The sequence below is a fragment of the Oerskovia gallyi genome (assembly GCF_014836745.1).
GTDB lineage: Bacteria > Actinomycetota > Actinomycetes > Actinomycetales > Cellulomonadaceae > Oerskovia > Oerskovia paurometabola.
Genome location: NZ_JACSQE010000011.1, coordinates 10,838 through 33,853, shown reverse-complemented (window position 1 = coordinate 33,853; position 23,016 = coordinate 10,838). Strand labels below are relative to the sequence as shown.

At 72.5% G+C, this 23,016-nt stretch carries 18 protein-coding genes; 17 read left to right on the top strand and 1 reads right to left on the bottom strand.

Translation table 11 applies throughout. The features are described 5' to 3' along the window. Positions 1-119: 119 nt before the first annotated feature. A complete protein-coding gene (locus H9640_RS19710; protein WP_191791292.1) occupies positions 120-1,040 on the top strand; it encodes an FKBP-type peptidyl-prolyl cis-trans isomerase in 921 nt (306 codons plus the stop codon). A 3-nt stretch (positions 1,041-1,043) separates the two neighbouring features. Continuing rightward, the gene (hisF, locus tag H9640_RS13835; RefSeq protein ID WP_191791291.1) at positions 1,044-1,814 is read left to right on the top strand and encodes an imidazole glycerol phosphate synthase subunit HisF; all 771 of its coding nucleotides are present in this window, start codon (positions 1,044-1,046) and stop codon (positions 1,812-1,814) included. 41 nt (positions 1,815-1,855) lie between these two features. Here hisF and H9640_RS13830 read toward each other — a convergent pair whose 3' ends face one another. Then, positions 1,856-2,593, bottom strand: a complete 738-nt coding sequence (locus H9640_RS13830) for a TIGR03085 family metal-binding protein (protein WP_191791290.1) — start codon at positions 2,591-2,593, stop codon at positions 1,856-1,858. Between the two features lie 296 nt (positions 2,594-2,889). Here H9640_RS13830 and H9640_RS13825 point away from each other — a divergent pair, with 296 nt between their 5' ends. The 15 genes from H9640_RS13825 to pyk all read left to right on the top strand — a co-directional run bounded on the left by H9640_RS13825 (position 2,890) and on the right by pyk (position 22,962). Next, positions 2,890-4,815 carry an ABC transporter ATP-binding protein gene (locus H9640_RS13825; protein ID WP_191791397.1) on the top strand — a complete coding sequence of 642 codons (1,926 nt, stop codon included), beginning with the start codon at positions 2,890-2,892 and terminating at the stop codon, positions 4,813-4,815. Positions 4,816-4,961: 146 nt separating this feature from the next. Next, positions 4,962-6,728 carry an ABC transporter ATP-binding protein gene (locus H9640_RS13820; RefSeq protein ID WP_191791396.1) on the top strand — a complete coding sequence of 589 codons (1,767 nt, stop codon included), beginning with the start codon at positions 4,962-4,964 and terminating at the stop codon, positions 6,726-6,728. Between the two features lie 77 nt (positions 6,729-6,805). Beyond that, positions 6,806-7,276, top strand: a complete 471-nt coding sequence (hisI, locus tag H9640_RS13815; RefSeq protein ID WP_404821901.1) for a phosphoribosyl-AMP cyclohydrolase — start codon at positions 6,806-6,808, stop codon at positions 7,274-7,276. After that, a complete protein-coding gene (locus H9640_RS13810) occupies positions 7,273-8,859 on the top strand; it encodes an anthranilate synthase component I (RefSeq protein WP_318243777.1) in 1,587 nt (528 codons plus the stop codon). The genes hisI and H9640_RS13810 overlap by 4 nt, the downstream gene beginning before the upstream one ends. Next, entirely contained in the window at positions 8,856-9,587 is a 732-nt protein-coding gene (locus tag H9640_RS13805) for a Trp biosynthesis-associated membrane protein (RefSeq protein ID WP_191791289.1), read from the top strand. Before H9640_RS13810 ends, H9640_RS13805 begins: the two co-directional genes overlap by 4 nt. 79 nt (positions 9,588-9,666) lie before the next feature. Further along, the gene (locus tag H9640_RS13800; RefSeq protein ID WP_191791288.1) at positions 9,667-9,942 is read left to right on the top strand and encodes an HGxxPAAW family protein; all 276 of its coding nucleotides are present in this window, start codon (positions 9,667-9,669) and stop codon (positions 9,940-9,942) included. A gap of 134 nt (positions 9,943-10,076) precedes the next feature. Beyond that, the gene (locus H9640_RS19450) at positions 10,077-10,673 is read left to right on the top strand and encodes a DUF4190 domain-containing protein (protein WP_191791287.1); all 597 of its coding nucleotides are present in this window, start codon (positions 10,077-10,079) and stop codon (positions 10,671-10,673) included. Between the two features lie 41 nt (positions 10,674-10,714). Beyond that, positions 10,715-11,170 carry a DUF2752 domain-containing protein gene (locus tag H9640_RS13790; RefSeq protein ID WP_191791286.1) on the top strand — a complete coding sequence of 152 codons (456 nt, stop codon included), beginning with the start codon at positions 10,715-10,717 and terminating at the stop codon, positions 11,168-11,170. 195 nt (positions 11,171-11,365) lie between these two features. Next, a complete protein-coding gene (gene trpC / locus H9640_RS13785; protein WP_191791285.1) occupies positions 11,366-12,178 on the top strand; it encodes an indole-3-glycerol phosphate synthase TrpC in 813 nt (270 codons plus the stop codon). Positions 12,179-12,225: 47 nt separating this feature from the next. Next, positions 12,226-13,482 (top strand): tryptophan synthase subunit beta, encoded by a 1,257-nt coding sequence (gene trpB, locus H9640_RS13780; protein ID WP_191791284.1) that lies wholly within the window; start codon positions 12,226-12,228, stop codon positions 13,480-13,482. Further along, a complete protein-coding gene (gene trpA, locus H9640_RS13775) occupies positions 13,479-14,342 on the top strand; it encodes a tryptophan synthase subunit alpha (RefSeq protein WP_191791283.1) in 864 nt (287 codons plus the stop codon). The genes trpB and trpA overlap by 4 nt, the downstream gene beginning before the upstream one ends. Positions 14,343-14,347: 5 nt before the next feature. Next, positions 14,348-15,259 carry a prolipoprotein diacylglyceryl transferase gene (gene lgt, locus H9640_RS13770; protein WP_225227231.1) on the top strand — a complete coding sequence of 304 codons (912 nt, stop codon included), beginning with the start codon at positions 14,348-14,350 and terminating at the stop codon, positions 15,257-15,259. 141 nt (positions 15,260-15,400) lie between these two features. After that, positions 15,401-19,960: a glutamate synthase large subunit gene (gene gltB / locus H9640_RS13765; protein WP_191791281.1), complete on the top strand. Its 4,560-nt coding sequence runs from the start codon at positions 15,401-15,403 to the stop codon at positions 19,958-19,960. Further along, positions 19,953-21,419 (top strand): glutamate synthase subunit beta, encoded by a 1,467-nt coding sequence (locus H9640_RS13760; protein WP_191791280.1) that lies wholly within the window; start codon positions 19,953-19,955, stop codon positions 21,417-21,419. The genes gltB and H9640_RS13760 overlap by 8 nt, the downstream gene beginning before the upstream one ends. A gap of 118 nt (positions 21,420-21,537) precedes the next feature. Further along, positions 21,538-22,962, top strand: coding sequence for a pyruvate kinase (gene pyk, locus H9640_RS13755; protein WP_191791279.1), 1,425 nt, complete (start codon positions 21,538-21,540; stop codon positions 22,960-22,962). Positions 22,963-23,016: the final 54 nt, after the last annotated feature.

The following is a 23,016-nucleotide window of genomic DNA, read 5'->3' as shown; positions in this document are numbered from 1 at the left end:
CGCGGCGCACCGACCCGGGCCGGCTGCGCGTGCGGCTCGCGGACCGGACACGAGCGGGGACGGGGTACTGCCACCGTTAGGGTGGTGGCACCCCGCCCCCGTTCGTCCTGAGGAGTTCCGTGCGCCGCCAGCACCACTGGTCGTCCGTCGTCGTCGCCGTGGTGCTCGCACTGACCACCACGGCCTGCTCGGAGCTGCCGGAGCGCGGCGAGTCGTCCGCGAACACCGAGGTCACGGTCTCGGGCATGATCGGGGACCCGCCCGTCGTCGAGTTCCAGCAGCCCCTGAGCGTCCCCGAGGAGCGCGGCGTGGTCGTCGTCCCGGGGACGGGCGCGGAGCTCGTCGAGGGCCAGGACGTACTCCTCAACATGTACGCGCTCGACGGGCGCGACGCGACCGTGCTCCAGAACACCTACACCGACGCCCCGACCTCCCTGGTCCTGACGGACGCGGAGGCCGGGTCGGAGATCGTCGACCTCCTGGTCGGGCAGCGCGTCGGGGCGCGCGTGATGTACCTCGAGGAGGCGAACGACGTCCCCCTGGTCCTCGTCATCGACGTGCTCCCGACCCGTGCCTCTGGCGAGGAGATCCCCGCGGTCGACGGGCTGCCCGGGGTGGCTCTCGACGAGAACGGCGCGCCGACGGTGACGATCCCTGCGGACACCGCCCCTCCGGGGGACCTGGTCGTCCAGCCGCTGGTCCGGGGCGGCGGGGTCCAGGTCGAGGCCGGGCAGGTGATCACGGTCCGCTTCACGGGGGTCGCCTGGTCGTCGGGCGAGGTCTTCGACTCGAACTGGGTCGAGGGCACCAAGCCGGCGTCGACCATGATCGGCATCGGGCAGATCATCGAGGGGTGGGAGCGCGGGCTCCTGGAGCAGAGCGTCGGCAGCCAGGTCCTGCTCGTCGTCCCGCCCGAGCTCGCCTACGCGGGGACGGGGCGGGCCTACGCGGACGAGACGCTCGTGTACGTGGTGGACATCCTGGACGCGCACTTCCCGGTCATCGACGAGACGCCGGGCCAAGAAACGGAAGGTCAGTAGCTCATGTCGGTCACGGTCCGTGTCATCCCTTGCCTGGACGTCGACGCAGGACGCGTCGTGAAGGGCGTCAACTTCGAGAACCTGCGCGACGCGGGCGACCCGGTCGAGCTCGCGGCGCGCTACGACGCGGAGGGGGCGGACGAGATCACGTTCCTCGACGTCTCGGCCTCGTCGGGCAACCGGGAGACCACCTACGACGTGGTGCGCCGCACGGCGGAGCAGGTCTTCGTGCCGCTCACGGTCGGCGGGGGCGTGCGCACGACAGACGACGTCGACAAGCTGCTGCGTGCGGGGGCGGACAAGGTCGGGGTCAACACCGCGGCGATCGCGCGCCCCGAGCTCGTCGCGGAGATCGCCGACCGGTTCGGCAGCCAGGTCCTGGTGCTCTCGGTCGACGCGCGGCGCGTCACCGGCGAGGTGCGGACGCCGTCGGGCTTCGAGGTCACGACGCACGGCGGGCGCCGGGGGACCGGGATCGACGCGGTCGAGTGGGCCGTGCGCGCGGCGGAGCTGGGCGCGGGCGAGATCCTGCTGAACTCGATGGACGCCGACGGCACGACCGGCGGCTTCGACCTCGAGATGTTCGGTGCGGTGCGTTCCGAGGTGACGGTCCCGCTCGTCGCGAGCGGTGGAGCGGGCACCCCGGAGCACTTCGCGCAGGCCGCGCACGCCGGCGCGGACGCCGTCCTGGCCGCGAGCGTGTTCCACTTCCGGACCCTGACGATCGGTGACGTCAAGGCGCACATGCGCGAGGCCGGCCTGCTGGTCCGGTGAGACCGTGACGTCCTGAGCGTTGCCCGACGGCGGCGCGCGCCTCAGCGCGGCCCGGGCACCGCCGTGTCGAGCGCCTCGACGTCGGTCGCGTCGCCCTGGAACGCGACCCCGGCGTGGCGCCCGCGGCCGAACGCGTGGAGCACGAGCTCGCCCACCTGGCCCGTCACGACGACGGTGCCGTGGAGGCGGCCGTCCTCGGCCGGACGCGACGGGGGCGCCTTGACCGCCAGGCGCTGCCCGCCGGGGACGACGAGCACGACCCCCACGGGGGACCGGCGGAAGAACAGCGGCGCCGCGCGGCGGAGCTGGGCCCAGAGCGCGTCCCGCAGGCCGGGCGGCAGGTCGCGGGCGCGCCCGTCCGAGGGGTTCGTGCCGCTGGTGCCGCCGTCCGTCCCGGAGTCACCCGGCCCCGCGTCCCACGTGCCGCGTCGCGCGTCCTCGGTGTGCACGAAGTACTCGGCGAGGTTGACGAGGTCCCCGGCCCAGGACCACGGGCTCCAGGCGGCGGGCGGCTGCTCGACGCGGGCCAGGAGCGCTGCGTACCCGCCGGGCTCGAGCGCGGTCGCGGCGAGCTCCTGGAGGTGGCGATCGGACCAGCCGTGCAGCGGCCCGCCGTTCGCACCGGCCTGCGTCCAGGGCTGGTGCTCGCGCAGGATCACGTGTGCCGCGAGGTGGCGCGTGCGCCATCCCTCGCAGAGGGTCGGGGCGTCGGGGCCTGCCTGGGTGAGGGCGTGGACGAGAGCGGCTCGCTCGTGGGCGTGCCAGGCGGTGGGCTGCATCCGGCCATGCTCGCACGAGCACGCCGTGTCCCGTGTGAGAAGATCGTGCCAACCCCCACGAAAGACGAGGATCGTCCGTGTCCGCGCGACGGAGCACCCCCACGAACACCACGCCCCGGCCCCAGGACGCGCGCACCGACGCTGCGCCCGGCCGGTCGGAGCCCACCCACCCGCACTCCGGCGCACCCGCAGGGTCAACCGGGCAGGCAGCGTCCCCTGCGCCCGCACCGTCGTCGGCGTCGAGCACGCGCCGCCACGCCCTGACCGGGTCGCGCACGCGACGCTCGCTCCAGCTCATGGGGCGCGGCATGCGGTCCGAGTGGCGCATCTACATCCTCGCGATCGGGGCCTCCGCGCTGTTCGGAGCGACGACCGTGGGCATCAGCCTCGCGGTCGGCCGGGTCACCGACGAGGTCGTCGTCCCGGCCCTCGCGGGGGACACCGACGCCCGCGGCGACCTGTGGCTCGCGGGGCTCGTGCTGGTGGGCATCGCCGTGACGCTCGCGCTCACGGTCGCGGGGCGGCGCATCTTCGCGGGCTACGGCTACGCGAACATCCAGGCGAGGCACCGCACGGCCGTCACGCACCAGTACCTGCGCCTGCCCATGTCGTGGCACCGGAGCCATCCGGCCGGGCAGCTCCTGTCGAACGCCAACTCGGACGTCGAGGCCGCGACGGGTGTGTTCAACCCGTTGCCCTTCGCCCTGGGCGTCGTCGTGATGATCGGTGTGTCCGCGGTCATGCTGTTCCGCATCGACGTGTGGCTCGCGTGCGCCGCGCTGATCGTCATCCCGGTCGCGGTCGCGGTCAACGTCGTCTTCCAGAAGTACATGTCGCCCGCGATCACGCACGCGCAACAGCTGCGTGCCGAGGTCTCCGACGTCGCGCACGAGAGCTTCGAGGCCGCGCTGCTGGTCAAGTCGCTGGGCACCGAGGCACGCGAGGAGCGGCGCTTCGCGGCGCGCACCGACGAGCTGCGCGCTGCCAACGTCCGCGTGGGCGTGGTCCGCGCGTTCTTCGACCCGGTCATCGAGCTCCTGCCCTCGCTGGGCACGCTCCTGGTCCTGGGGGTCGGAGCCGCCCGCGTGTCGGCCGGCGCGGTCGGCACGGGCGAGATCGTGACGGCGGCGTACCTGCTGACGATCATGGCCGTCCCGGTCCGTGCGTTCGGGTGGGTCCTGGGTGAGCTGCCGCGCGCGCTCGTCGGCTACGAGCGCATCGCGAGCGTGCTCGACGCCCCGGGCATCCCGGTCGCGGGCGCGCAGCGCCTGCCTGCCGCGACGCGGGGCGCGCACGTGCGCTTCGAGGACGTGGGTGTCGACGTCCGCGCGGGTGGTCGTGACGTGACCCTGCTCGACGGCGTGGAGCTCGACCTGGCGCCCGGGCGCACGATCGCGGTCGTCGGGCCGACGGGCGCTGGCAAGACCACGCTGGTGTCCCTGCTCGCCCGCCTCTCGGACCCCACGCGTGGCCGGGTCCTGATCGACGGTGTCGACGTGCGCGACGCGCTCGCGGCCGACCTCACGCGTCAGGTCGCTCTCGTCGCGCAGTCCACGTTCATCTTCGAGGACACGGTCCGCTCCAACGTGACGCTCGCGGACGAGGGCGTCGGCCCGACCGACGAGCAGGTGTGGGACGCGCTGCGCCTGGCCAAGGTCGACGACGTCGTCTCGCGCCTGCCCGGCGGCCTCGACTCGCCGCTGGGTGAGCGGGGCTCGAACCTGTCGGGCGGGCAGCGCCAGCGGCTAGCGATCGCGCGCGCCCTGGTGCGGTCCCCGCGCCTGCTGGTCCTCGACGACGCGACCTCCGCCGTCGACCCGCGCGTCGAGCAGCAGATCCTCGCCGGGCTGCGGGGCGACGGCCCGACGGGCGCGGCCGCGCAAGGCCCGACGGCGGAGCACCCCACGGTCGTCATGGTCGCCTACCGCATGTCGAGCGTCGCGCTCGCGGACCAGGTGGTCCACGTCGAGTCGGGCCGGGTCGTCGACGTCGGGACGCACGACGAGCTGCTCGCTCGCGACGCCGGCTACCGCGACCTGGCCATGGCCTACCAGCGCGAGGCCGAGCGCCGCGCGGAGGCCGACGAGCTCGACGGCGACCTGCCGGCCGGGCGCGACGAGCACGACCGGGGGGACGAGCAGCGCGAGGAGATCGAACGCTGCGAGCAGGAGGAGACCGACGAGATCGTGCGTCACGCCGAGGAAGGGACGGTGACCGAGTGAGCACCGCGACCACCACCGAGCCCCGCGAGCGTCGCCGCCGGGGCCGCACCACGAAGCCCGAGGTCGTCGTCGAGGACGCGACCGGCGCACGGATCGCCTCGGCGAGCTCGCTGGGCGTCTTCGCGACGCTGCGCAAGGGCGTCCAGATGTCCCCGGAGATCCTCCAGGGCGTGTGGATCACCCTGCTCCTGGCCGTCGCGGCAGCGCTGGGGCGCATCGTCGTCCCGATCGCGGTCCAGCAGACCGTCGACAGCGGCATCATGGCCCCTGGCGGACCCGACACGAGCCGCGTGACGCTGCTCGTGGGGCTCGCGGCCCTCGTCCTGGTGGTCGCGGGCCTGTGCTCGGCGCTCGTCAACGTGCGCCTGTTCCGTTCGACCGAGGCCGGGCTCGCGAGCCTGCGCGTGCGCGCGTTCCGGCACGTGCACGACCTGTCGGTCCTCACGCAGAGCACCGAGCGGCGCGGGGCACTGGTCTCGCGCGTCACGAGCGACGTCGACACCATCTCGCTGTTCGTCCAGTGGGGCGGCATCATGCTGCTCGTCTCGGTGCTGCAGATCGGTGCCGCCACGATCCTCATGGCGTTCTACTCGTGGCAGCTCACGCTGCTCGTGTGGGCGTGCTTCGTGCCGCTCTTCCTGATCCTGCGTCCCGCCCAGAAGCACGTGAACGCCGCGTACACCGCGCTGCGCGAGCGGGTCGGCGCGATGCTCGGCGCCATCTCGGAGTCGGTCGTGGGCGCCGAGACGATCCGCGCCTACGGCGTCGGGGAGCGTACCGGGCGCCGCATCGACGCGGCCGTCGAGAGCACGCGCACGGGCATGGTCCGAGCGCAGAAGCTCGTCTCGACGGTCTTCTCGAGCGGCGTGCTCGTGGCGAACCTGGTCCTGGCCGTCGTCGTGGTCGTGGGCACCCTCCTGGGCATCGACGGGTCGATCACCGCGGGCAAGCTCCTCGCTTTCCTGTTCCTCGTCCAGCTCTTCACGGGACCCGTGCAGATGGCGACCGAGATCCTCAACGAGCTCCAGAACGCGGTCGCGGGCTGGCGCCGGGTCCTCGCGGTCGTCGAGACCCCGATCCAGGTCGTCGACAAGGGGGAGCAGGGCGTGCGCTCGCCGCGCGGGCCGGCCCACGTGACCCTGGAGGACGTGCGCTTCGCCTACCCGGACGGCCCCGAGGTCCTGCACGGCGTGGACCTGGACTTCCCGGCCCGCACGTCCGTCGCGGTCGTCGGCGCCACGGGTTCGGGCAAGACCACGATCGCCAAGCTCGTGACGCGCCTCATGGACCCGACGTCGGGCGCCGTCCGGCTCGACGGCGTGGACCTGCGCGACCTGTCGGCCGCGAGCCTGCGCGAGCGCGTGGTCCTCGTGCCGCAGGAGGGCTTCCTGTTCGACGGGACGCTCGCCGAGAACATCGCGTACGGCGTGCGGGACGCGTCCGAGCCCGGAGGCCGGCCGACGGGGGAGACCTCCGCGCAGGCCGCCACCCGGCACGCCGGGCGCATCGACGCGGCGGTCGCCGAGCTCGGCCTGACCGACTGGGTCGCGGACCTTCCGCACGGGCTGGGCTCCGCCGTCGGGCAGCGGGGTGAGGCGCTGTCCGCGGGGGAGCGGCAGCTCGTCGCGATCACGCGCGCCTACCTGGCCGAGGCCGACCTGCTCGTGCTGGACGAGGCGACCTCGGCCGTGGACCCCGCGACCGAGGTGCGCATCGCGCGCGCCCTCGACTCGCTCACGGCCGGTCGCAGCACCATCACGATCGCGCACCGGCTCTCGACCGCCGAGGCCGCCGACCTCGTGGTCGTGGTCGACGCGGGGCACGTGGTCGAGGTCGGCCCGCACGCCGAGCTCGCGGCCGCGGGCGGCGTCTACGCGTCGATGCACGCGTCCTGGGTCGCGCAGACCCGATGAGCACCGGGGAGGTCGGTGGGATGGCCGAGGCGCGGACCGCGGACGAGGGGACCCGGGGGATCTGGCAGGATTCTCGGGTGCCCCAGAACGCAGCCCCGACCGCAGACCAGCCCGTCCCTGCGGACAAGATCTCCGGCGAGACGTCCGCCGCCGCTCCCGCCGCGCTGCCCGCGACCCTCGCCGCGCGCCTCAAGCGCGACGTCGACGGCCTCGTCGCGGCGATCGTCCAGCAGCACGACACCGGTGAGGTGCTCATGCTCGGCTGGATGGACGACGAGGCGCTGCGTCGCACCCTGACGTCGGGCCGGGTCACGTTCTGGTCGCGCTCCCGGCAGGAGTACTGGCGCAAGGGCGACACGTCGGGCCACGCGCAGTGGGTCAAGTCCGTCGCGATCGACTGCGACGGCGACGCGCTGCTCGTCCGCGCCGACCAGGTCGGCGCAGCGTGCCACACGGGTGCCCGCACCTGCTTCGAGGCGGGCGGGGACCTGGGCGCCGTCGTCGGGAACCGCCCCGAGACCGAGACCTCCGAGGAGAAGACGCAGTGACCGGACCGTCCCCCGTGACCAGCACGCCCGTCCCCGTGGTGCCCGCCGCGGGCCTGCCGTGGGGCGAGACCTGGCCCACGGTCGAGGGGTTCCGTGCGCTCGCGTCGTCGCGCCGCGTGGTCCCGGTGGTCCGCCGCCTCCTGGCCGACGACGTCACGCCCGTGGGCCTGTACCGCACCCTCGCGCAGGGACGCCCGGGCACGTTCGTCCTGGAGTCCGCCGAGGTCGACGGCTCCTGGGCGCGCTACTCGTTCGTGGGCGTGGCCTCGCGCGCGACCCTGACCGCGCGCGCCGGCCAGGCCGTGTGGACGGGCGACGTCCCCGCGGGCGTCCCGACGTCCGGGGACGTCGTCGACGTGCTCGAACGGACGCTCGACGCGCTGCGCACCCCCGCGATCGACGGTCTGCCGCCCCTCACGGGTGGGCTCGCGGGCGCCCTGGGGTGGGACGTCGTCCGCCACTGGGAGCCCACGTTGCCCGCGAACGCGCCCGACGAGCTGGGCGTCCCCGAGGTCACGCTGTGCCTCGCGACCGACCTCGCGGTCGTGGACCACCGCGAGGGCAGCGTGTGGCTCGTGGCCAACGCCATCAACTTCGACGACACCGACGAGCGCGTCGACGAGGCCTACGCCGATGCCGTGGCGCGCCTCGACCGGATGCAGGGCGAGCTCGTCGCCGGCACCGGCCGCGGGTCCTCGACCGCGGTCGTGGCGGACGTCCCCGAGCCCGAGCTCGAGTTCCGCTCGACGCGCGAGGAGTTCGAGGACGCCGTGCTCGCGGGCAAGGAGGCCATCCGCGAGGGCGAGGTCTTCCAGATCGTCATCTCCCAACGGCTCGACCTCGACTGCCCGGCCCCACCGCTCGACGTCTACCGGGCTCTGCGGACCATCAACCCGAGCCCGTACATGTACTACTTCCAGCTCACGGACGCCGACGGGGCGGACTTCGCCGTGGTCGGGTCGAGCCCCGAGACGCTCGTCAAGGTCGACGACGGGCACGTGGTCACGTTCCCCATCGCGGGATCGCGGCCGCGTGGCACGACGCCCGAGCAGGACGTCGCGCTGGGGGAGGAGCTGTTGGCCGACCCCAAGGAGCGGGCCGAGCACATCATGCTCGTCGACCTCTCGCGCAACGACCTCGTGAAGGTCTGCGACCCGGCCTCGGTCGAGGTCGTCGAGTTCATGGCCACCAAGCGGTTCAGCCACATCATGCACCTGTGCTCGACCGTCGTCGGGACGCTGCGCGAGGGCGCACGGGCGCTCGACGTGCTCCGCGCCACGTTCCCCGCGGGCACGCTCTCGGGAGCGCCCAAGCCGCGCGCGATCGCCCTGATCGACGAGCTGGAACCCGCCTCGCGCGGCATCTACGGCGGGACCGTGGGCTACTTCGACTTCGACGGCAACATGGACATGGCCATCGCGATCCGCACGGCCCTGATCCGCGACGGACGCGCGAGCGTCCAGGCGGGCGGCGGGATCGTCGCCGACTCGGTGCCCGCGCTGGAGTACGAGGAGTCGCGCAACAAGGCGGCCGCCGCGGTGCGCGCCGTCCAGCTCGCCGCGCGCCTGCGGAGCCTGTCGTGACCGCGGCGTCCGGGGCCGCAGGAGGAGCAGGAGCCGGGACCGGTGGGTCCTCCGCGGCCGCCCGGCAGCCGCGTTCGTGGCGCCTGGCGCGTCGCAGCGCGATCCTCCTGCTGCTCGTGCTCGGCGGCGGCGCCCTCGCGGCCGCCGCACCCACCTGGCTGCGCACCACGGGGGCCACGCCCCTGGACCCGGACGTCCTGGTCCACGTCGCCGGCACCTCGGCCGCGCCGGGCGTGGGCGCGGGGGCGCTGGTCGTCGTGGCGAGCGCACTGGCCCTCGGTCTCGTCGGTCGGATCGGTCGCTGGCTCGTGCTCCTGGTCACCGCAGCGAGCGGGGTCGTCGTCGCGGCGTCGGCCGCCGCGATCCTGCGCGACCCCACGCAGGCCGCCCGGACGGCGGTCGCCGAGGCGACCGGCGTGACGGACATGACGAGCGACATCGTCCTGACGCCGTGGCCCTACGTCGCCTGCGCGGTGGGCGTGCTCGTGGTCCTGGTGGCCCTCTGGACCGCCGTCTCGTCGCCGTCGTGGGGGCGTGTCTCCAACCGCCACGAGATCGTCCGCCCCGGGAGCGCGTCGTCGGGCACGACGGACCGCCCGGAGGCTCCGTCGACCGCGTCTGCGGGCGCCACGGCGGACGACGCCGCCGACCCCTCGGAGGGTGACGAGCCGGACGAGCAGGAGACGTGGGACTCGCTGACCCGCGGCGAGGACCCCACCGACCGCTGAACATCACGTACTGCCAGCAGGAACAGACCGACCCGCGTCCGATAGGCTGGGCGCACATCTTGACGAAAGGCACATCCCCATGGCCGAGAAGCCGCAGACCACCGAGATCTCCTACCTGCCGCCGTCGGCACCTCCCACGAACCACGGGCACACCGTCGCGGCCTGGTTCACCATGATCGGCATCATCGTGGGCGCGGTCGTCGCAGGTGTCGCCGTCGCGATGGCCCAGGTGTGGCTCTTCTGGGTCGGCATGGTCGTCGTCGCCCTCGCCCTCGTCGGCGGTGGCGTGCTGCGCAACATGGGGTACGGCCAGCCGAAGCCCGGGGTCGCGCCCCGGACGACGACGCAGCACTGACCCCCCGGGCGAGAGCCCGGACGTGCCTCCACGCGCCGCGCACCATCTCCGGTGCGTGGCGCGTGCCGTACCACCGGCAGCAGACCCGGCATCGACCGGGCCGCGCAGCCGTCTCGTAGAGAGCAGGTCGCACCATGAGCTACCCACCCACCCCCCCGAACGACCCCTACCGCCCCGAGGGCGAGCAGCCCGGCGGCGAGCCGGTGGAGCCGCACGCCCCGGGGCAGACGCCCCCACCGGCTCCCGGGCACCCCGGCTACCCGACCTACCCCGGGCAGCCTGCGCAGCCCGGGTCGCCCTACGCGACGCCGACGGGGCAGCCTGCCCCGGGGCCGGTGCCCGGCGGCGAGCAGGGCGGGTACTCGTACCCGCCGCCCGTGCAGCCGCCCTACGGCGCACCCGCGCAGGCCCCGTACGGAGCCTCGCCGTACCCCGCTCCGGGGGGCTACGGCTACTTCCCCCGCAACGACCTGGGCATCTGGGCCCTCGTGCTGGGCATCGCGTCGTTCGTGCTGTCCTGCGGGTTCCTCACGGGCATCCCCGCCATCATCGTCGGCACGAAGGCCAAGCGCGCGGTCGAGGCCGGCGAGGCGAACAACGGCGGGCTCGCGCAGGCGGGTGTCATCCTCGGCTGGGTCGCGTCGGCGCTGTCGGTGCTCGTGATCGTCTTCTTCGTGATCGCGCTGGCGTTCGGGCTGGCGAACGCCGAGTTCGACTCGACGTACTACTGACGAGACCGACGAGCGGTGCGGGACGAGCGGGGAGCGCGGCGATGACGAGACCACCGGTGTCACCGGCTCCGTCGACGACGGCTCTCGCCGAGGCAGGCCGGCCGAGCAGGAGCGCCCTGCGCACGTCCCTCGCGGTCGGGGCGGGCGTGGCGGCAGGCACCGTCCTCCTCGCTCTCGTGGACCCGCACCAGGGTGGCTACCCGCTGTGCCCGCTGCTCGCCCTCACCGGGTGGGCGTGCCCTGCGTGCGGGGGCCTGCGCGCGACGCACGACCTCGCGACGGGAGACCTCGCGGGGGCGTGGGCCATGAACCCGCTCTGGGTGCTGGTCGTGCCGTTCCTCGTCGTCGCCTGGGCCCTGTGGGTCCGGCGGGCGTGGCGCGGCACGACCGCGAGGGCGGTCCCGCCGTGGGTCGGGGTCGTCGGGCTCGTGGTCCTCGTCGGGTTCGGGATCGCGCGGAACGTCCCCGTGATGGCACCGTTCCTGGGCCCGGTCTGAGGTCCTGGCAGGGGTGCGGGGCACGTCTCGCGGGGTGACACGTGTCCCTGGTCACTCTCGGGCGGCTCTACGATGGCAGGTATCTCCCTGTCAATGGTTCGCGGAGAGATGCTGCGGGTGACCCGTCACGGTCCCCGCGGACACGCGCGAGCCTCAGGTGGCATGGAGTCGACGACGAGCACGGGGAGATATCACATGACGGTTCTGGAGGACATCGTCGCGGGAGTCCGCGAGGACCTTGCGGAGCGCCAGGCGAGGACGACCCTGGACGAGCTGAAGGAGCGCGCCTCGCGTGTGCACGGGGCGCTCGACTGCATCAGCCGCCTCAAGGCCGAGGACGCCGTCGCCGTGATCGCCGAGGTCAAGCGTTCGAGCCCCAGCAAGGGTGACCTGGCGGCCATCGCCGACCCCGCGTCGCTCGCCTCGGAGTACGAGAAGGGCGGCGCTGCCGTCATCTCGGTGCTCACCGAGCAGCGGCGTTTCAACGGCAGCCTCGCGGACCTCGACGCCGTGCGGGGCAAGGTCGACATCCCGGTCCTGCGCAAGGACTTCGTCGTCACTCCCTACCAGGTCTGGGAAGCCCGCGCGCACGGGGCGGACCTCGTCCTGCTCATCGTCGCGGCCCTCGAGCAGACGGTCCTGACGTCGCTCGTCGAGCGCGTCCACTCGCTCGGCATGACGGCCCTCGTCGAGGTGCACACGCTCGACGAGGTCTCGCGCGCGATCGACGCGGGTGCCCGTGTCATCGGCGTCAACGCTCGCGACCTCAAGACGCTCGAGGTCGACCGCACGACCTTCGCGCGGCTCGCTCCGGCGATCCCCGACGAGTACGTGCGCATCGCGGAGTCCGGGGTGCGCGGACCGCACGACGTCATGGACTACGCCCGCTCCGGCGCGCACGCCGTCCTCGTGGGCGAGGCCCTCGTCACGGACGCCGCGCCCCGTGCGTCGGTCGCCGACCTCGTCGCGGCGGGCTCGCACCCGTCCCTGTGGTCCGTCCGACACTGAGCAAGCCCCCGACACCCCCAGATCCCGTACCGAGGAGGTCAGGCCGCGTGCCCGACGCAACACGTTCCCTGCAGGACCAGCAGGGCCCCTACTTCGGGGACTTCGGCGGACGCTTCGTCCCGGAGGCCCTGATCGCCGCTCTCGACGAGCTCGAGGCCGAGTACCGCAAGGCCGTCGTCGACCCGACCTTCCAGGAGGAGCTGGCCCGGCTGCACCGCGAGTACACCGGGCGCCCCAACCCCCTCACGGAGGTGCCCCGCTTCGCGGAGCACGCCGGGGGTGCGCGCGTCTTCCTCAAGCGCGAGGACCTCAACCACACCGGCTCGCACAAGATCAACAACGTGCTCGGCCAGGCGCTGCTCGTCAAGCGCATGGGCAAGAAGCGTGTCATCGCGGAGACCGGCGCAGGGCAGCACGGAGTGGCCACGGCGACCGCCGCGGCGCTCATGGACCTCGAGTGCGTCGTCTACATGGGCGAGGAGGACACCGAGCGCCAGGCGCTGAACGTCGCGCGCATGCGCCTGCTCGGTGCGACGGTCGTCCCGGTCACGATCGGCTCGCGCACCCTCAAGGACGCGATCAACGAGGCGCTGCGCGACTGGGTCGCCAACGTCGACACCACGCACTACCTGCTGGGCACCGTCACCGGGCCGCACCCGTTCCCGGAGATGGTCCGCGACTTCCACCGCATCATCGGTGAGGAGGCGCGCGCACAGATCCTCGACCGGATCGGTCGCCTGCCCGACGCGCTCGCCGCGTGCGTGGGCGGGGGGTCGAACGCGCTGGGCCTGTTCAACGCGTTCCTCGACGACGAGGACGTCGCGCTCTACGGCTTCGAGGCCGGGGGAGAGGGCGTCCCGACCGGCAAGCACGCCGCCCGGTTCAGCGGTGGCGCCCCGGGCGTGCTGCACGGCGCACGCTCCTACCTCATGCAGGACGAGGACGGGCAGACGCTTCCCAGCCACTCGATCTCCGCAGGGCTCGACTACCCGAGCGTCGGGCCGGCCCACTCGTGGCTCCACGACCTGGGCCGGGCGACGTACGAGCCCGTGACCGACGTCGAGGCCATGGAGGCCTTCCGCCTCCTGTGCCGCACCGAGGGCATCATCCCCGCGATCGAGTCGGCGCACGCGCTGGCCGGTGCGCTGCGGATCGGCCGCGAGGCGCAGGCCGCGGGCAAGGAGGACACCGTGATCCTGGTGAACCTCTCGGGCCGCGGGGACAAGGACGTCGCGACCGCGGCGCGGTGGTTCGACCTGATCGACGCGGACACCGTGGTCGACGGCGAAGGGAGCAGCCTGTGAGCGGGACCGTCGGGGGCGTCCGCGCCCCCCACGCGACGTCGGCGCGGATCGACGAGCTGGCGGCGGAGGGGCGTGCCGCGCTCGTCGGCTACCTGCCCGTCGGCTACCCGAGCGTCGAGGGGACGGTCCAGGCCGCGACGGCGCTGGTCGAGTCCGGGGTCGACATCATCGAGCTCGGCCTGCCGTACACGGACCCCGTCATGGACGGACCGGTCATCCAGCGCGCGGTCGAGCACGCGCTCGCGGGCGGCACGCGCGTGCGTGACGTCTTCACCGCCGTCGAGGCCGTGGCCGCGCTCGGGGTCCCCGTGCTCGTCATGACCTACTGGAACCCCGTGCTGCGCTACGGCGTCGAGGCTTTCGCCCGCGACCTGGCTGCCGCCGGGGGAGCCGGGCTCATCACGGCCGACCTCATCCCGGACGAGGCCGGCGAGTGGATCGCCGCCGCGGACGCGCACGGCCTCGACAAGGTGTTCCTCGTCGCGCCGAGCTCGACCCCCGAGCGCCTGCGCCTGACGGCGGCCGCGTCGCGCGGCTTCGTCTACGCAGCCTCGACCATGGGTGTGACCGGAGTCCGCGCCGAGGTCGGCAGCAGGGCCGAGGAGCTGGTCGCAGCGACCCGCGCCGCGGGGGGCGAGCACGTGTGCGTGGGGCTCGGCGTCTCGACGGCCGCGCAGGCCGCGCAGGTCGGTCGCTACGCCGACGGCGTGATCGTCGGCTCGGCCTTCGTCCGTCCGCTCCTCGGTGACGAGCCGTGGGAAGAGCGCCTCGAGAACCTGCGCGCTGTCACCCGCGACCTGGCGGAGGGGGTCCGCACGGCTCGCACCGCCGACGGGACCACCGGGCAGGTGACGGCGTGAACGGGCTGGTCTCCGCCGTCGGGCCCGTGGTCGCCTCGATCCCCAGCCCCTCCGAGCACACCTGGTACATCGGACCCTTCCCGCTGCGCGCCTACGCGCTCGCCATCCTCGCGGGCATCGCCGTCGCGGTGTGGCTCACGCGCAAGCGGTGGGTCGAGCGTGGTGGCGACGCCGACGACGTCCTCGAGATCGCGTTCTGGGCCGTGCCCTTCGGGATCGTCGGCGGGCGCCTGTACCACGTCATCTCCTCTCCCGACGCGTACTGGGGCCCGGACGGCGACCCCCTCAAGGCCCTGCGCATCTGGGACGGGGGCCTCGGGATCTGGGGCGCGATCGCCCTGGGGGCCGTGGGCGCCTACATCGGGTGCCGCCGCCAGAAGGTGAGCTTCCCGGCGTTCGCGGACGCGCTCGCCCCGGGCCTCCTGCTCGCCCAGGCGATCGGGCGGCTGGGCAACTGGTTCAACCAGGAGCTCTTCGGCAGCCCGACCACGCTCCCGTGGGGGCTCGAGGTCGACCCGAGCATCGCCGACTACGTGTGCAGCAACGCAGGCCTGACCTGCGGGGCCGGGACGCTGTTCCACCCGACCTTCCTCTACGAGATGCTGTGGAACGTCGCGGCGGCCTTCCTGCTCATGTACCTCGACCGTCGCTTCAGGCTGGGTCACGGTCGGGTATTCTGGCTGTACGTTCTCTTCTACACGCTTGGCCGCGTGTGGATCGAGATGCTACGCATCGACGACGCCGAGCTGGTGCTCGGTCTCCGACTGAACGTCTGGACCTCCATCCTGGTCGGAGTCGGTGCGTTGATAGCGTTTATCGTTGTCGGGCGCCGAAACCCAGGGCGCGAAGAGACAGTATCGCTCGATGCTGCGGAGCCCGAGCAGGCAGATGCTGCCAGACCCGACCCAGGTCGCTGAAGCATCCGTCTTTTCATAGGCGAACCCGCTGGACAACCATCCAGCAGGTTCAGTCATGTCCGTTGGGCCGATGAAGTCCCACAATCCCCCAAGTTGGATCAAAGCCCGGCCCATGGCCGGGCGCCTGTGAGGACGGTGTTGATGACCACGCCGCTGCACCGGGCTGCTGCGCCTACGGCACAGGGCCTGTACGACCCTGTGGCCGAGCACGACGCGTGCGGTGTCGCCTTCGTGGCGACGCTCCGCGGCACACCCGGACGCGACATCGTTGACGCGGGGCTCACGGCCCTGCTCAACCTGGACCACCGCGGCGCCGTCGGCGCCGAGGAGAACAGCGGTGACGGGGCAGGCATCCTGACCCAGATCCCCGACGCCTTCGTGCGGGACGTCGTCGACGTCGAGCTTCCGCCCGCGGGCCACTACGCGATCGGTATGGCCTTCCTGCCGCAGGACCCTGTGGCTGCGGCCGAGGCGGTCCGGCAGGTCGAGGCCATCGCGGCCGAGGAGAAGCTCGTCGTCCTCGCCTGGCGCGACGTGCCCGTGACCGCGGACCTCGTCGGGCCGAGCGCGCGCGCCTCGATGCCGACGTTCCGCCAGCTCGTGGTCGCCGACCTGACCCGCGAGCTGTCCGGCCTCGAGCTGGACCGTCGGACGTACCGCCTGCGCAAGCGTGCCGAGCACGAGCTGGGGCTGTTCTTCGCGTCGCTGTCCTCGCGCACGCTCACCTACAAGGGCATGCTGACCGTCGCGCAGCTCGAGCCGTTCTTCCCGGACCTCTCGGACCCGCGCTACGCGAGCGAGCTGGTCCTGGTGCACTCGCGCTTCTCGACCAACACGTTCCCGTCGTGGCCGCTGGCCCAGCCGTTCCGCATGATCGCGCACAACGGCGAGATCAACACGGTGCGGGGCAACCGCAACTGGATGGCCGCCCGCCAGGGCATGCTCGCGAGCGACAAGCTGGGCGACCTCGGTCCGCTGCTGCCGGTCTGCTCGGAGGGCTCGAGCGACTCCGCCAGCTTCGACGAGGTGCTCGAGCTGCTGCACCTGTCGGGCCGCTCGCTGCCGCACGCCGTCCTGATGATGGCCCCCGAGGCGTGGGAGAACCACACCGAGATGGACCCGGACCGTCGGGCCTTCTACGAGTACCACTCCACGCTCATGGAGCCGTGGGACGGCCCCGCGTGCCTCAACTTCACCGACGGCACCCTCATCGGCGCCGTGCTGGACCGCAACGGGCTGCGCCCGGGGCGGTACTGGGTGACCGAGGACGGCCTCGTCGTCCTGGCGTCCGAGGCCGGGGTCCTGGACCTCGACCCCGCCACGATCGTGCGCAAGGGCCGGCTCGAGCCGGGCCGCATGTTCCTCGTCGACACCGGCCAGGGCCGGATCATCGAGGACGAGGAGATCAAGGGGCAGCTCGCCGCGCAGCGTCCGTACGCGCAGTGGGTCGCCGACAACTCGGTCTACCTCGACCGCATGCCCGAGCGCGAGCACGTCGCGCACAGCCCCGCCTCGGTCCAGCGTCGCCAGCGGGCGTTCGGGTACACCGAGGAGGAGCTGCGGATCCTGCTCACCCCCATGGCGAGCACGGGCGCCGAGCCGCTCGGCGCCATGGGCACCGACACGCCCATCGCGGTGCTGTCGAGCCGTCCGCGGCTGCTGTTCGACTACTTCACGCAGATGTTCGCCCAGGTCACGAACCCGCCGCTCGACGCGATCCGCGAGGAGCTCGTGACGTCGATCGGCGGGGCGATCGGCCCCGAGCCGAACCTCCTGGACGACAGCCCGCTGCACGCCCGCAAGCTCATCCTGCCGTTCCCGGTGCTCGACAACGACGAGCTCGCGAAGATCCTGCGCGTCGACCGCGACCCGGCCCTCGAGGGCATCTTCCGGGCCGTGACCGTCAAGGGGCTCTATCCCGTCGGCGGCGGCGGCGAGGCGCTCCAGGAGCGCCTCGAGGAGATCTTCGCCGAGGTCGACCAGCACGTGGCCGAGGGCGCGAGCTTCATCGTGCTCTCCGACCGTGACTCGAACCAGGAGCTCGCGCCGATCCCGTCGCTGCTCCTGTCGAGCGCGGTGCACCACCACCTGCTGCGCCGTCACACGCGCACCCAGGTCTCGCTCGTGGTGGAGGCCGGTGACGTCCGCGAGGTGCACCACGTGGCCCTCCTGATCGGCTACGGCGCGGCTGCGGTCAACCCGTACCTCGCGATGGAGACCGTCGAGGACCTCGCCAAGTCGGGCTTCGTCACGGTCAGCCCCGAGCAGGCGGTGAAGAACCTCATCAAGGCGCTCGGCAAGGGCGTCCTGAAGGTCATGAGCAAGATGGGCATCTCGACCATCTCCTCGTACCGGGGTGCGCAGGTCTTCGAGGCCCTCGGGCTCTCGCACGAGCTCGTCGCGGACTACTTCGCCGGGACCACGAGCCGCCTCGGCGGCATCGGCCTCGACGTCCTCGCGGCCGAGGTCGCCGCACGGCACGCCGAGGCCTACCCGGCCTCGGGCAACCACCAGGCGCACGTCCGTCTCACCACGGGCGGCGAGTACCAGTGGCGCCGTGACGGCGAGGAGCACCTCTTCGACCCGGAGACGGTCTTCCGCCTGCAGCACGCGACGCGCGAGCGCCGGTACGACGTCTTCCGCCAGTACACCCAGCGGGTCGACGACCAGTCGACGCGTCTGATGACGCTGCGCGGGCTCCTGGAGTTCCAGGAGGGGCAGCGCCCCGCGCTGTCGGTCGACGAGGTCGAGCCGGTCAGCGAGATCGTCAAGCGCTTCAACACGGGCGCGATGTCCTACGGTTCCATCTCGGCCGAGACGCACGAGACCCTCGCGATCGCGATGAACCGCCTCGGCGGACGGTCGAACACGGGCGAGGGCGGGGAGGACTCCGAGCGCCTGTACGACCCGGAGCGTCGCTCGAAGGTCAAGCAGATCGCGTCGGGCCGCTTCGGCGTCACGTCCGAGTACCTGACCAACGCGGACGACATCCAGATCAAGCTCGCCCAGGGCGCCAAGCCCGGCGAGGGCGGTCAGCTGCCGGGACACAAGGTCTACCCGTGGGTCGCCAAGACGCGTCACTCGACGCCGGGCGTCGGGCTCATCTCCCCGCCGCCGCACCACGACATCTACTCGATCGAGGACCTGGCGCAGCTCATCCACGACGCCAAGAACGCGAACCCGTCGGCTCGCGTGCACGTCAAGCTCGTGAGCGAGTTCGGCGTGGGCACCGTGGCGACCGGTGTGTCCAAGGCGCACGCGGACGTCGTCCTCATCTCGGGGCACGACGGCGGCACGGGCGCCAGCCCGTTGACCTCGCTCAAGCACGCGGGCACCCCGTGGGAGCTCGGCCTGGCCGAGACCCAGCAGACGCTCGTGCTGAACAACCTGCGAGACCGCATCGTGGTCCAGGTCGACGGTCAGATGAAGACCGGGCGCGACGTCGTGATCGGTGCGCTGCTCGGCGCCGAGGAGTTCGGCTTCGCGACGGCGCCCATGGTCGTCTCGGGCTGCGTCATGATGCGCGTGTGCCACCTGGACACGTGCCCTGTCGGCGTCGCGACGCAGAACCCCGAGCTGCGGGCCCGCTTCACGGGCAAGCCGGAGTTCGTCGTGAACTTCTTCGAGTTCATCGCCGAGGAGGTGCGGGAGCACCTGGCCCGCCTCGGGTTCCGTTCGATCGAGGAGGCCGTCGGCCACGTCGAGGCGCTCGACACGCGCAAGGCGGTCGAGCACTGGAAGGCCCAGGGTCTCGACCTCGGGCCCGTGCTCGAGAAGCCGCAGCCGGTCGAGGGCTCGTCGCTGCGCAACACGACGACGCAGGACCACGGTCTCGAGCGCGCGCTGGACAACCAGCTCATCGCGCTGGCGACCGACGCGCTCGAGAACCGCGAGCCCGTGCGCATCGCCCTGCCGATCCGCAACGTCAACCGCACCGTGGGCACCATGCTGGGTCACGAGGTGACGAAGCGGTACCGCGGCGAGGGCCTGGCCGACGACACGATCGACGTCTCCCTCACGGGGTCGGCCGGTCAGTCGATGGGCGCGTTCCTGCCGCGAGGGATCACGCTGCGCCTGTTCGGCGACGCGAACGACTACGTCGGCAAGGGGCTGTCGGGCGGACGCATCATCGTCCGTCCGGACCGTGCTGCGGTCCTCACGGGGTCGAGCAACGTCGTCGCGGGCAACGTCATCGGCTACGGCGCCACGTCCGGGCAGATCTTCCTGCGCGGCCTGGTGGGCGAGCGCTTCGCGGTCCGTAACTCCGGTGCCACGCTCGTCGTGGAGGGCGTGGGCGACCACGGACTGGAGTACATGACCGGCGGCTCGGTCGTGATCCTCGGTCCGACCGGACGCAACCTCGGCGCGGGGATGTCGGGAGGCACGGCCTACGTGCTCGACCTGCGCCCGCAGGCGATGAACACGACCGGGGTGTCCTCGGGCGAGCTGCTGCTCGACCCGCTCGACGACGCGGACGCCGCGCTCGTCGAGGGCCTGGTCCGGACGCACCTCGAGGAGACGGGCTCGACCGTCGCGGCCGAGCTGCTCGAGGACTTCGACGCGGCCCGCGCTCGCTTCACGCGCATCCTGCCGGCCGAGTTCGCCCGCGTGCGCAAGGCGCTCGCGCAGGCCGAGCTCGACGGTCTCGATCCTGCCGCCCCCGGCGTGTGGGACCAGATCTTGGAGGTGGCCCGTGGCTGATCCCCGCGGATTCCTGAAGGTGCGGGAGCGTGAGCTCCCGCCCAACCGCCCTGTCGAGGTCCGTCTGCGCGACTGGCGCGACGTCCACGAGCACCGTGTCGAGGGGCAGCCGTTCCTCAAGGAGCAGGCGGGCCGCTGCATGGACTGCGGCATCCCGTTCTGCCACCAGGGGTGCCCGCTCGGGAACCTCATCCCCGAGTGGAACGACCTGGTGTGGCGTGACCAGTGGGCCGAGGCCAGCGAGCGGCTGCACGAGACGAACAACTTCCCGGAGTTCACGGGGCGCGTGTGCCCGGCTCCGTGCGAGTCGAGCTGCGTGCTGGGCATCAACCAGCCGGCCGTGACGATCAAGAACGTCGAGGTCTCGATCATCGACGAGGCGTTCGCTCGAGGCTTCGTCACGCCGCACGTGCCCCAGCGCCTCACGGGCTCGACGGTCGCCGTCGTCGGGTCGGGGCCGGCGGGGCTCGCCGCGGCGCAGCAGCTCACGCGCGCCGGCCACACGGTCGTCGTGTACGAGCGAGACGCCGCGATCGGCGGCCTGCTGCGGTTCGGCATCCCGGACTTCAAGCTCGAGAAGACGCACATCGACCGCCGTCTCGCGCAGATGGAGGCCGAGGGCACGCGCTTCCGCGCGGGCGTGGAGATCGGCGTGGACATCACCTGGGACGAGCTGAGGCGCCGGTTCGACGCCGTCGTGCTCGCCACCGGTGCGACGATCCCGCGCGCGCTCCAGGTGCCGGGCAACGACCTGGACGGCGTGCACTTCGCGATGGAGTTCCTGCACCAGGCCAACACCGTGGTCGCGGGCGGGACGGTCGAGGACCAGATCGTCGCGACGGGCAAGAACGTCATCATCATCGGCGGTGGGGACACCGGTTCCGACTGCCTGGGCACCTCGCTCCGGCAGGGCGCGGCGAGCGTCACGACCCTCGCGATCGGCAAGCAGCCGCCGCGCGAGCGGGCCGCGAGCCAGCCCTGGCCGACCGACCCGATCCTGTTCGAGGTCTCGTCCTCGCACGAGGAGGGCGGCGAGCGCGCCTACCTGGCCTCGACCGTCGAGTTCCTCGCGGACGAGGACGGTCGGGTGCGCGCGCTGGTCGTCGCCGAGACCGAGTACCTCCCCGACGGCCGTCGTGTCCCGAAGGCCGGCACCGAGAAGGAGATCCCTGCCGATCTCGTGCTCGTGGCCATGGGCTTCACGGGGCCGGAGACGGACTCGCTCTCGGCGCAGTCCGACATCGAGCTGACGGCGCGCGGGCTCGTGGCGCGCGGCGACGACTTCGCGGCCACCGTGCCGGGTGTCTTCGTCGCGGGCGACGCCGGCCGGGGCCAGTCGCTCATCGTGTGGGCGATCGCCGAGGGTCGTGCCGCGGCGGCGTCGGTCGACGCGTACCTGCAGGGCAGCAGCGAGCTGCCCGCTCCGGTGCGCGCGTCGACCGTGTCGCTGAGAGCATGACAGGACAGTGAGACGCGCCCCGGAGTCCGGTCAGGACGTCGGGGTGGAGACGGGGCCCAGGCAGGGGCCCGAAGCGGTCCGGTTCCGCCGGACACGAAGGAACAATGAGGCTGGAGAAATGCGCAGAGCAAAGATCGTTTGCACCATCGGACCCGCGACCGAGTCGAAGGAGCAGCTCCGGGCGCTCGTCGACGCCGGGATGGACGTGGCGCGGATCAACCGCAGCCACGGCAGCGCCGAGGAGCACGCAGCCGTCTACCACGGCGTGCGCGAGGCCGCTGCGGCGTCGGGCCGTTCGGTCGCGGTGCTCGTCGACCTGCAGGGCCCCAAGATCCGCCTGGGCCGCTTCGGCGGCGACGAGAAGCACTGGCTCAACGAGGGTGACGTCTTCACCATCACGACCGAGGACGTCGTCGGCACCAAGGAGCTCGTCTCCACGACGCACAAGGGTCTGCCGGGCGACGCTCGCGTCGGTGACCCGATCCTCATCGACGACGGCAAGGTGCTCGTCCGCGTCACCGCCGTCGAGGGCCCGCGCGTCGTCACGCGCGTCGAGGTCGCAGGCCCCGTGTCGAACAACAAGGGCCTGAACCTCCCGGGCGTCGCGGTCTCCGTGCCGGCGCTGTCCGAGAAGGACCGCGACGACCTGCGCTGGGCGCTCCGCCTGGGCGCGGACATCATCGCGCTGTCGTTCGTCCGCTCCGCGGCGGACTTCGACGACGTCAAGGCGATCATGGACGAGGAGGGCCGCACGGTCCCCGTCGTCGCGAAGATCGAGAAGCCGCAGGCCGTCGAGAACCTCGCCGAGATCGTCGACGCGTTCGACGGCGTGATGGTCGCTCGTGGTGACCTCGCGGTCGAGCTCCCGCTCGAGCAGGTCCCGCTCGTGCAGAAGCGCATCGTCGAGATGGCTCGCCGCAACGCGAAGCCCGTCATCGTCGCGACGCAGGTGCTCGAGTCCATGACGAACTCGCCGCGCCCCACGCGCGCCGAGGCGTCGGACTGCGCGAACGCCGTCCTCGACGGGGCCGACGCCGTCATGCTCTCGGGCGAGACGAGCGTGGGCGAGTTCCCGATCCTCACGGTCGAGACGATGGCCCGCATCATCGAGGCGACGGAGGAGGCGGGCCGTGAGCGCATGGCTCCGCTCGGCTCGACGCCGCACACGCGTGGTGGCGCCATCACGCGTGCCGCTGCGGAGATCGGTGAGATCCTCGGGGCGAAGTACCTCGCGACGTTCACGCAGTCGGGGGACTCGGCTCGCCGCATGTCTCGTCTGCGTTCGTCGATCCCGCTGCTCGCGTTCACGCCGCGCGAGCACGTGCGCAACGTCCTGTCGCTCACCTGGGGCACCCAGACGTACCAGGTGCCCGAGGTGCACAACACCGACGCGATGGTCGGCCAGGTCGACACGACCCTGCAGGCCAACGGCCTGGCAGAGGTGGGCGACCTCGTGGTCGTCGTCTCCGGCGCCCCTGTGGGCCAGCCGGGCACGACGAACTCGATCCTCGTGCACCGGATCGGTGACAGCACGGACGTCTGATCCGCGCTGACCTCTGGTCGACGCAGGGCCCCCGGGGGGGGGGGGGGGGGGGGG

Bases quoted from the DNA above. Each gene is read 5' to 3' on its own strand.
- H9640_RS13800 (WP_191791288.1), top strand. From the start codon at position 9,667: ATGGCCGAGAAGCCGCAGACCACCGAGATCTCCTACCTGCCGCCGTCG.
- H9640_RS19450 (WP_191791287.1), top strand. From the start codon at position 10,077: ATGAGCTACCCACCCACCCCCCCGAACGACCCCTACCGCCCCGAGGGC.
- H9640_RS13790 (WP_191791286.1), top strand. From the start codon at position 10,715: ATGACGAGACCACCGGTGTCACCGGCTCCGTCGACGACGGCTCTCGCC.
- pyk (WP_191791279.1), top strand. From the start codon at position 21,538: ATGCGCAGAGCAAAGATCGTTTGCACCATCGGACCCGCGACCGAGTCG.
- hisF (WP_191791291.1), top strand. From the start codon at position 1,044: ATGTCGGTCACGGTCCGTGTCATCCCTTGCCTGGACGTCGACGCAGGA.
- H9640_RS13820 (WP_191791396.1), top strand. From the start codon at position 4,962: ATGTCCCCGGAGATCCTCCAGGGCGTGTGGATCACCCTGCTCCTGGCC.
- trpC (WP_191791285.1), top strand. From the start codon at position 11,366: ATGACGGTTCTGGAGGACATCGTCGCGGGAGTCCGCGAGGACCTTGCG.
- H9640_RS13830 (WP_191791290.1), bottom strand. From the start codon at position 2,593: ATGCAGCCCACCGCCTGGCACGCCCACGAGCGAGCCGCTCTCGTCCAC.
- H9640_RS13825 (WP_191791397.1), top strand. From the start codon at position 2,890: ATGGGGCGCGGCATGCGGTCCGAGTGGCGCATCTACATCCTCGCGATC.
- gltB (WP_191791281.1), top strand. From the start codon at position 15,401: ATGACCACGCCGCTGCACCGGGCTGCTGCGCCTACGGCACAGGGCCTG.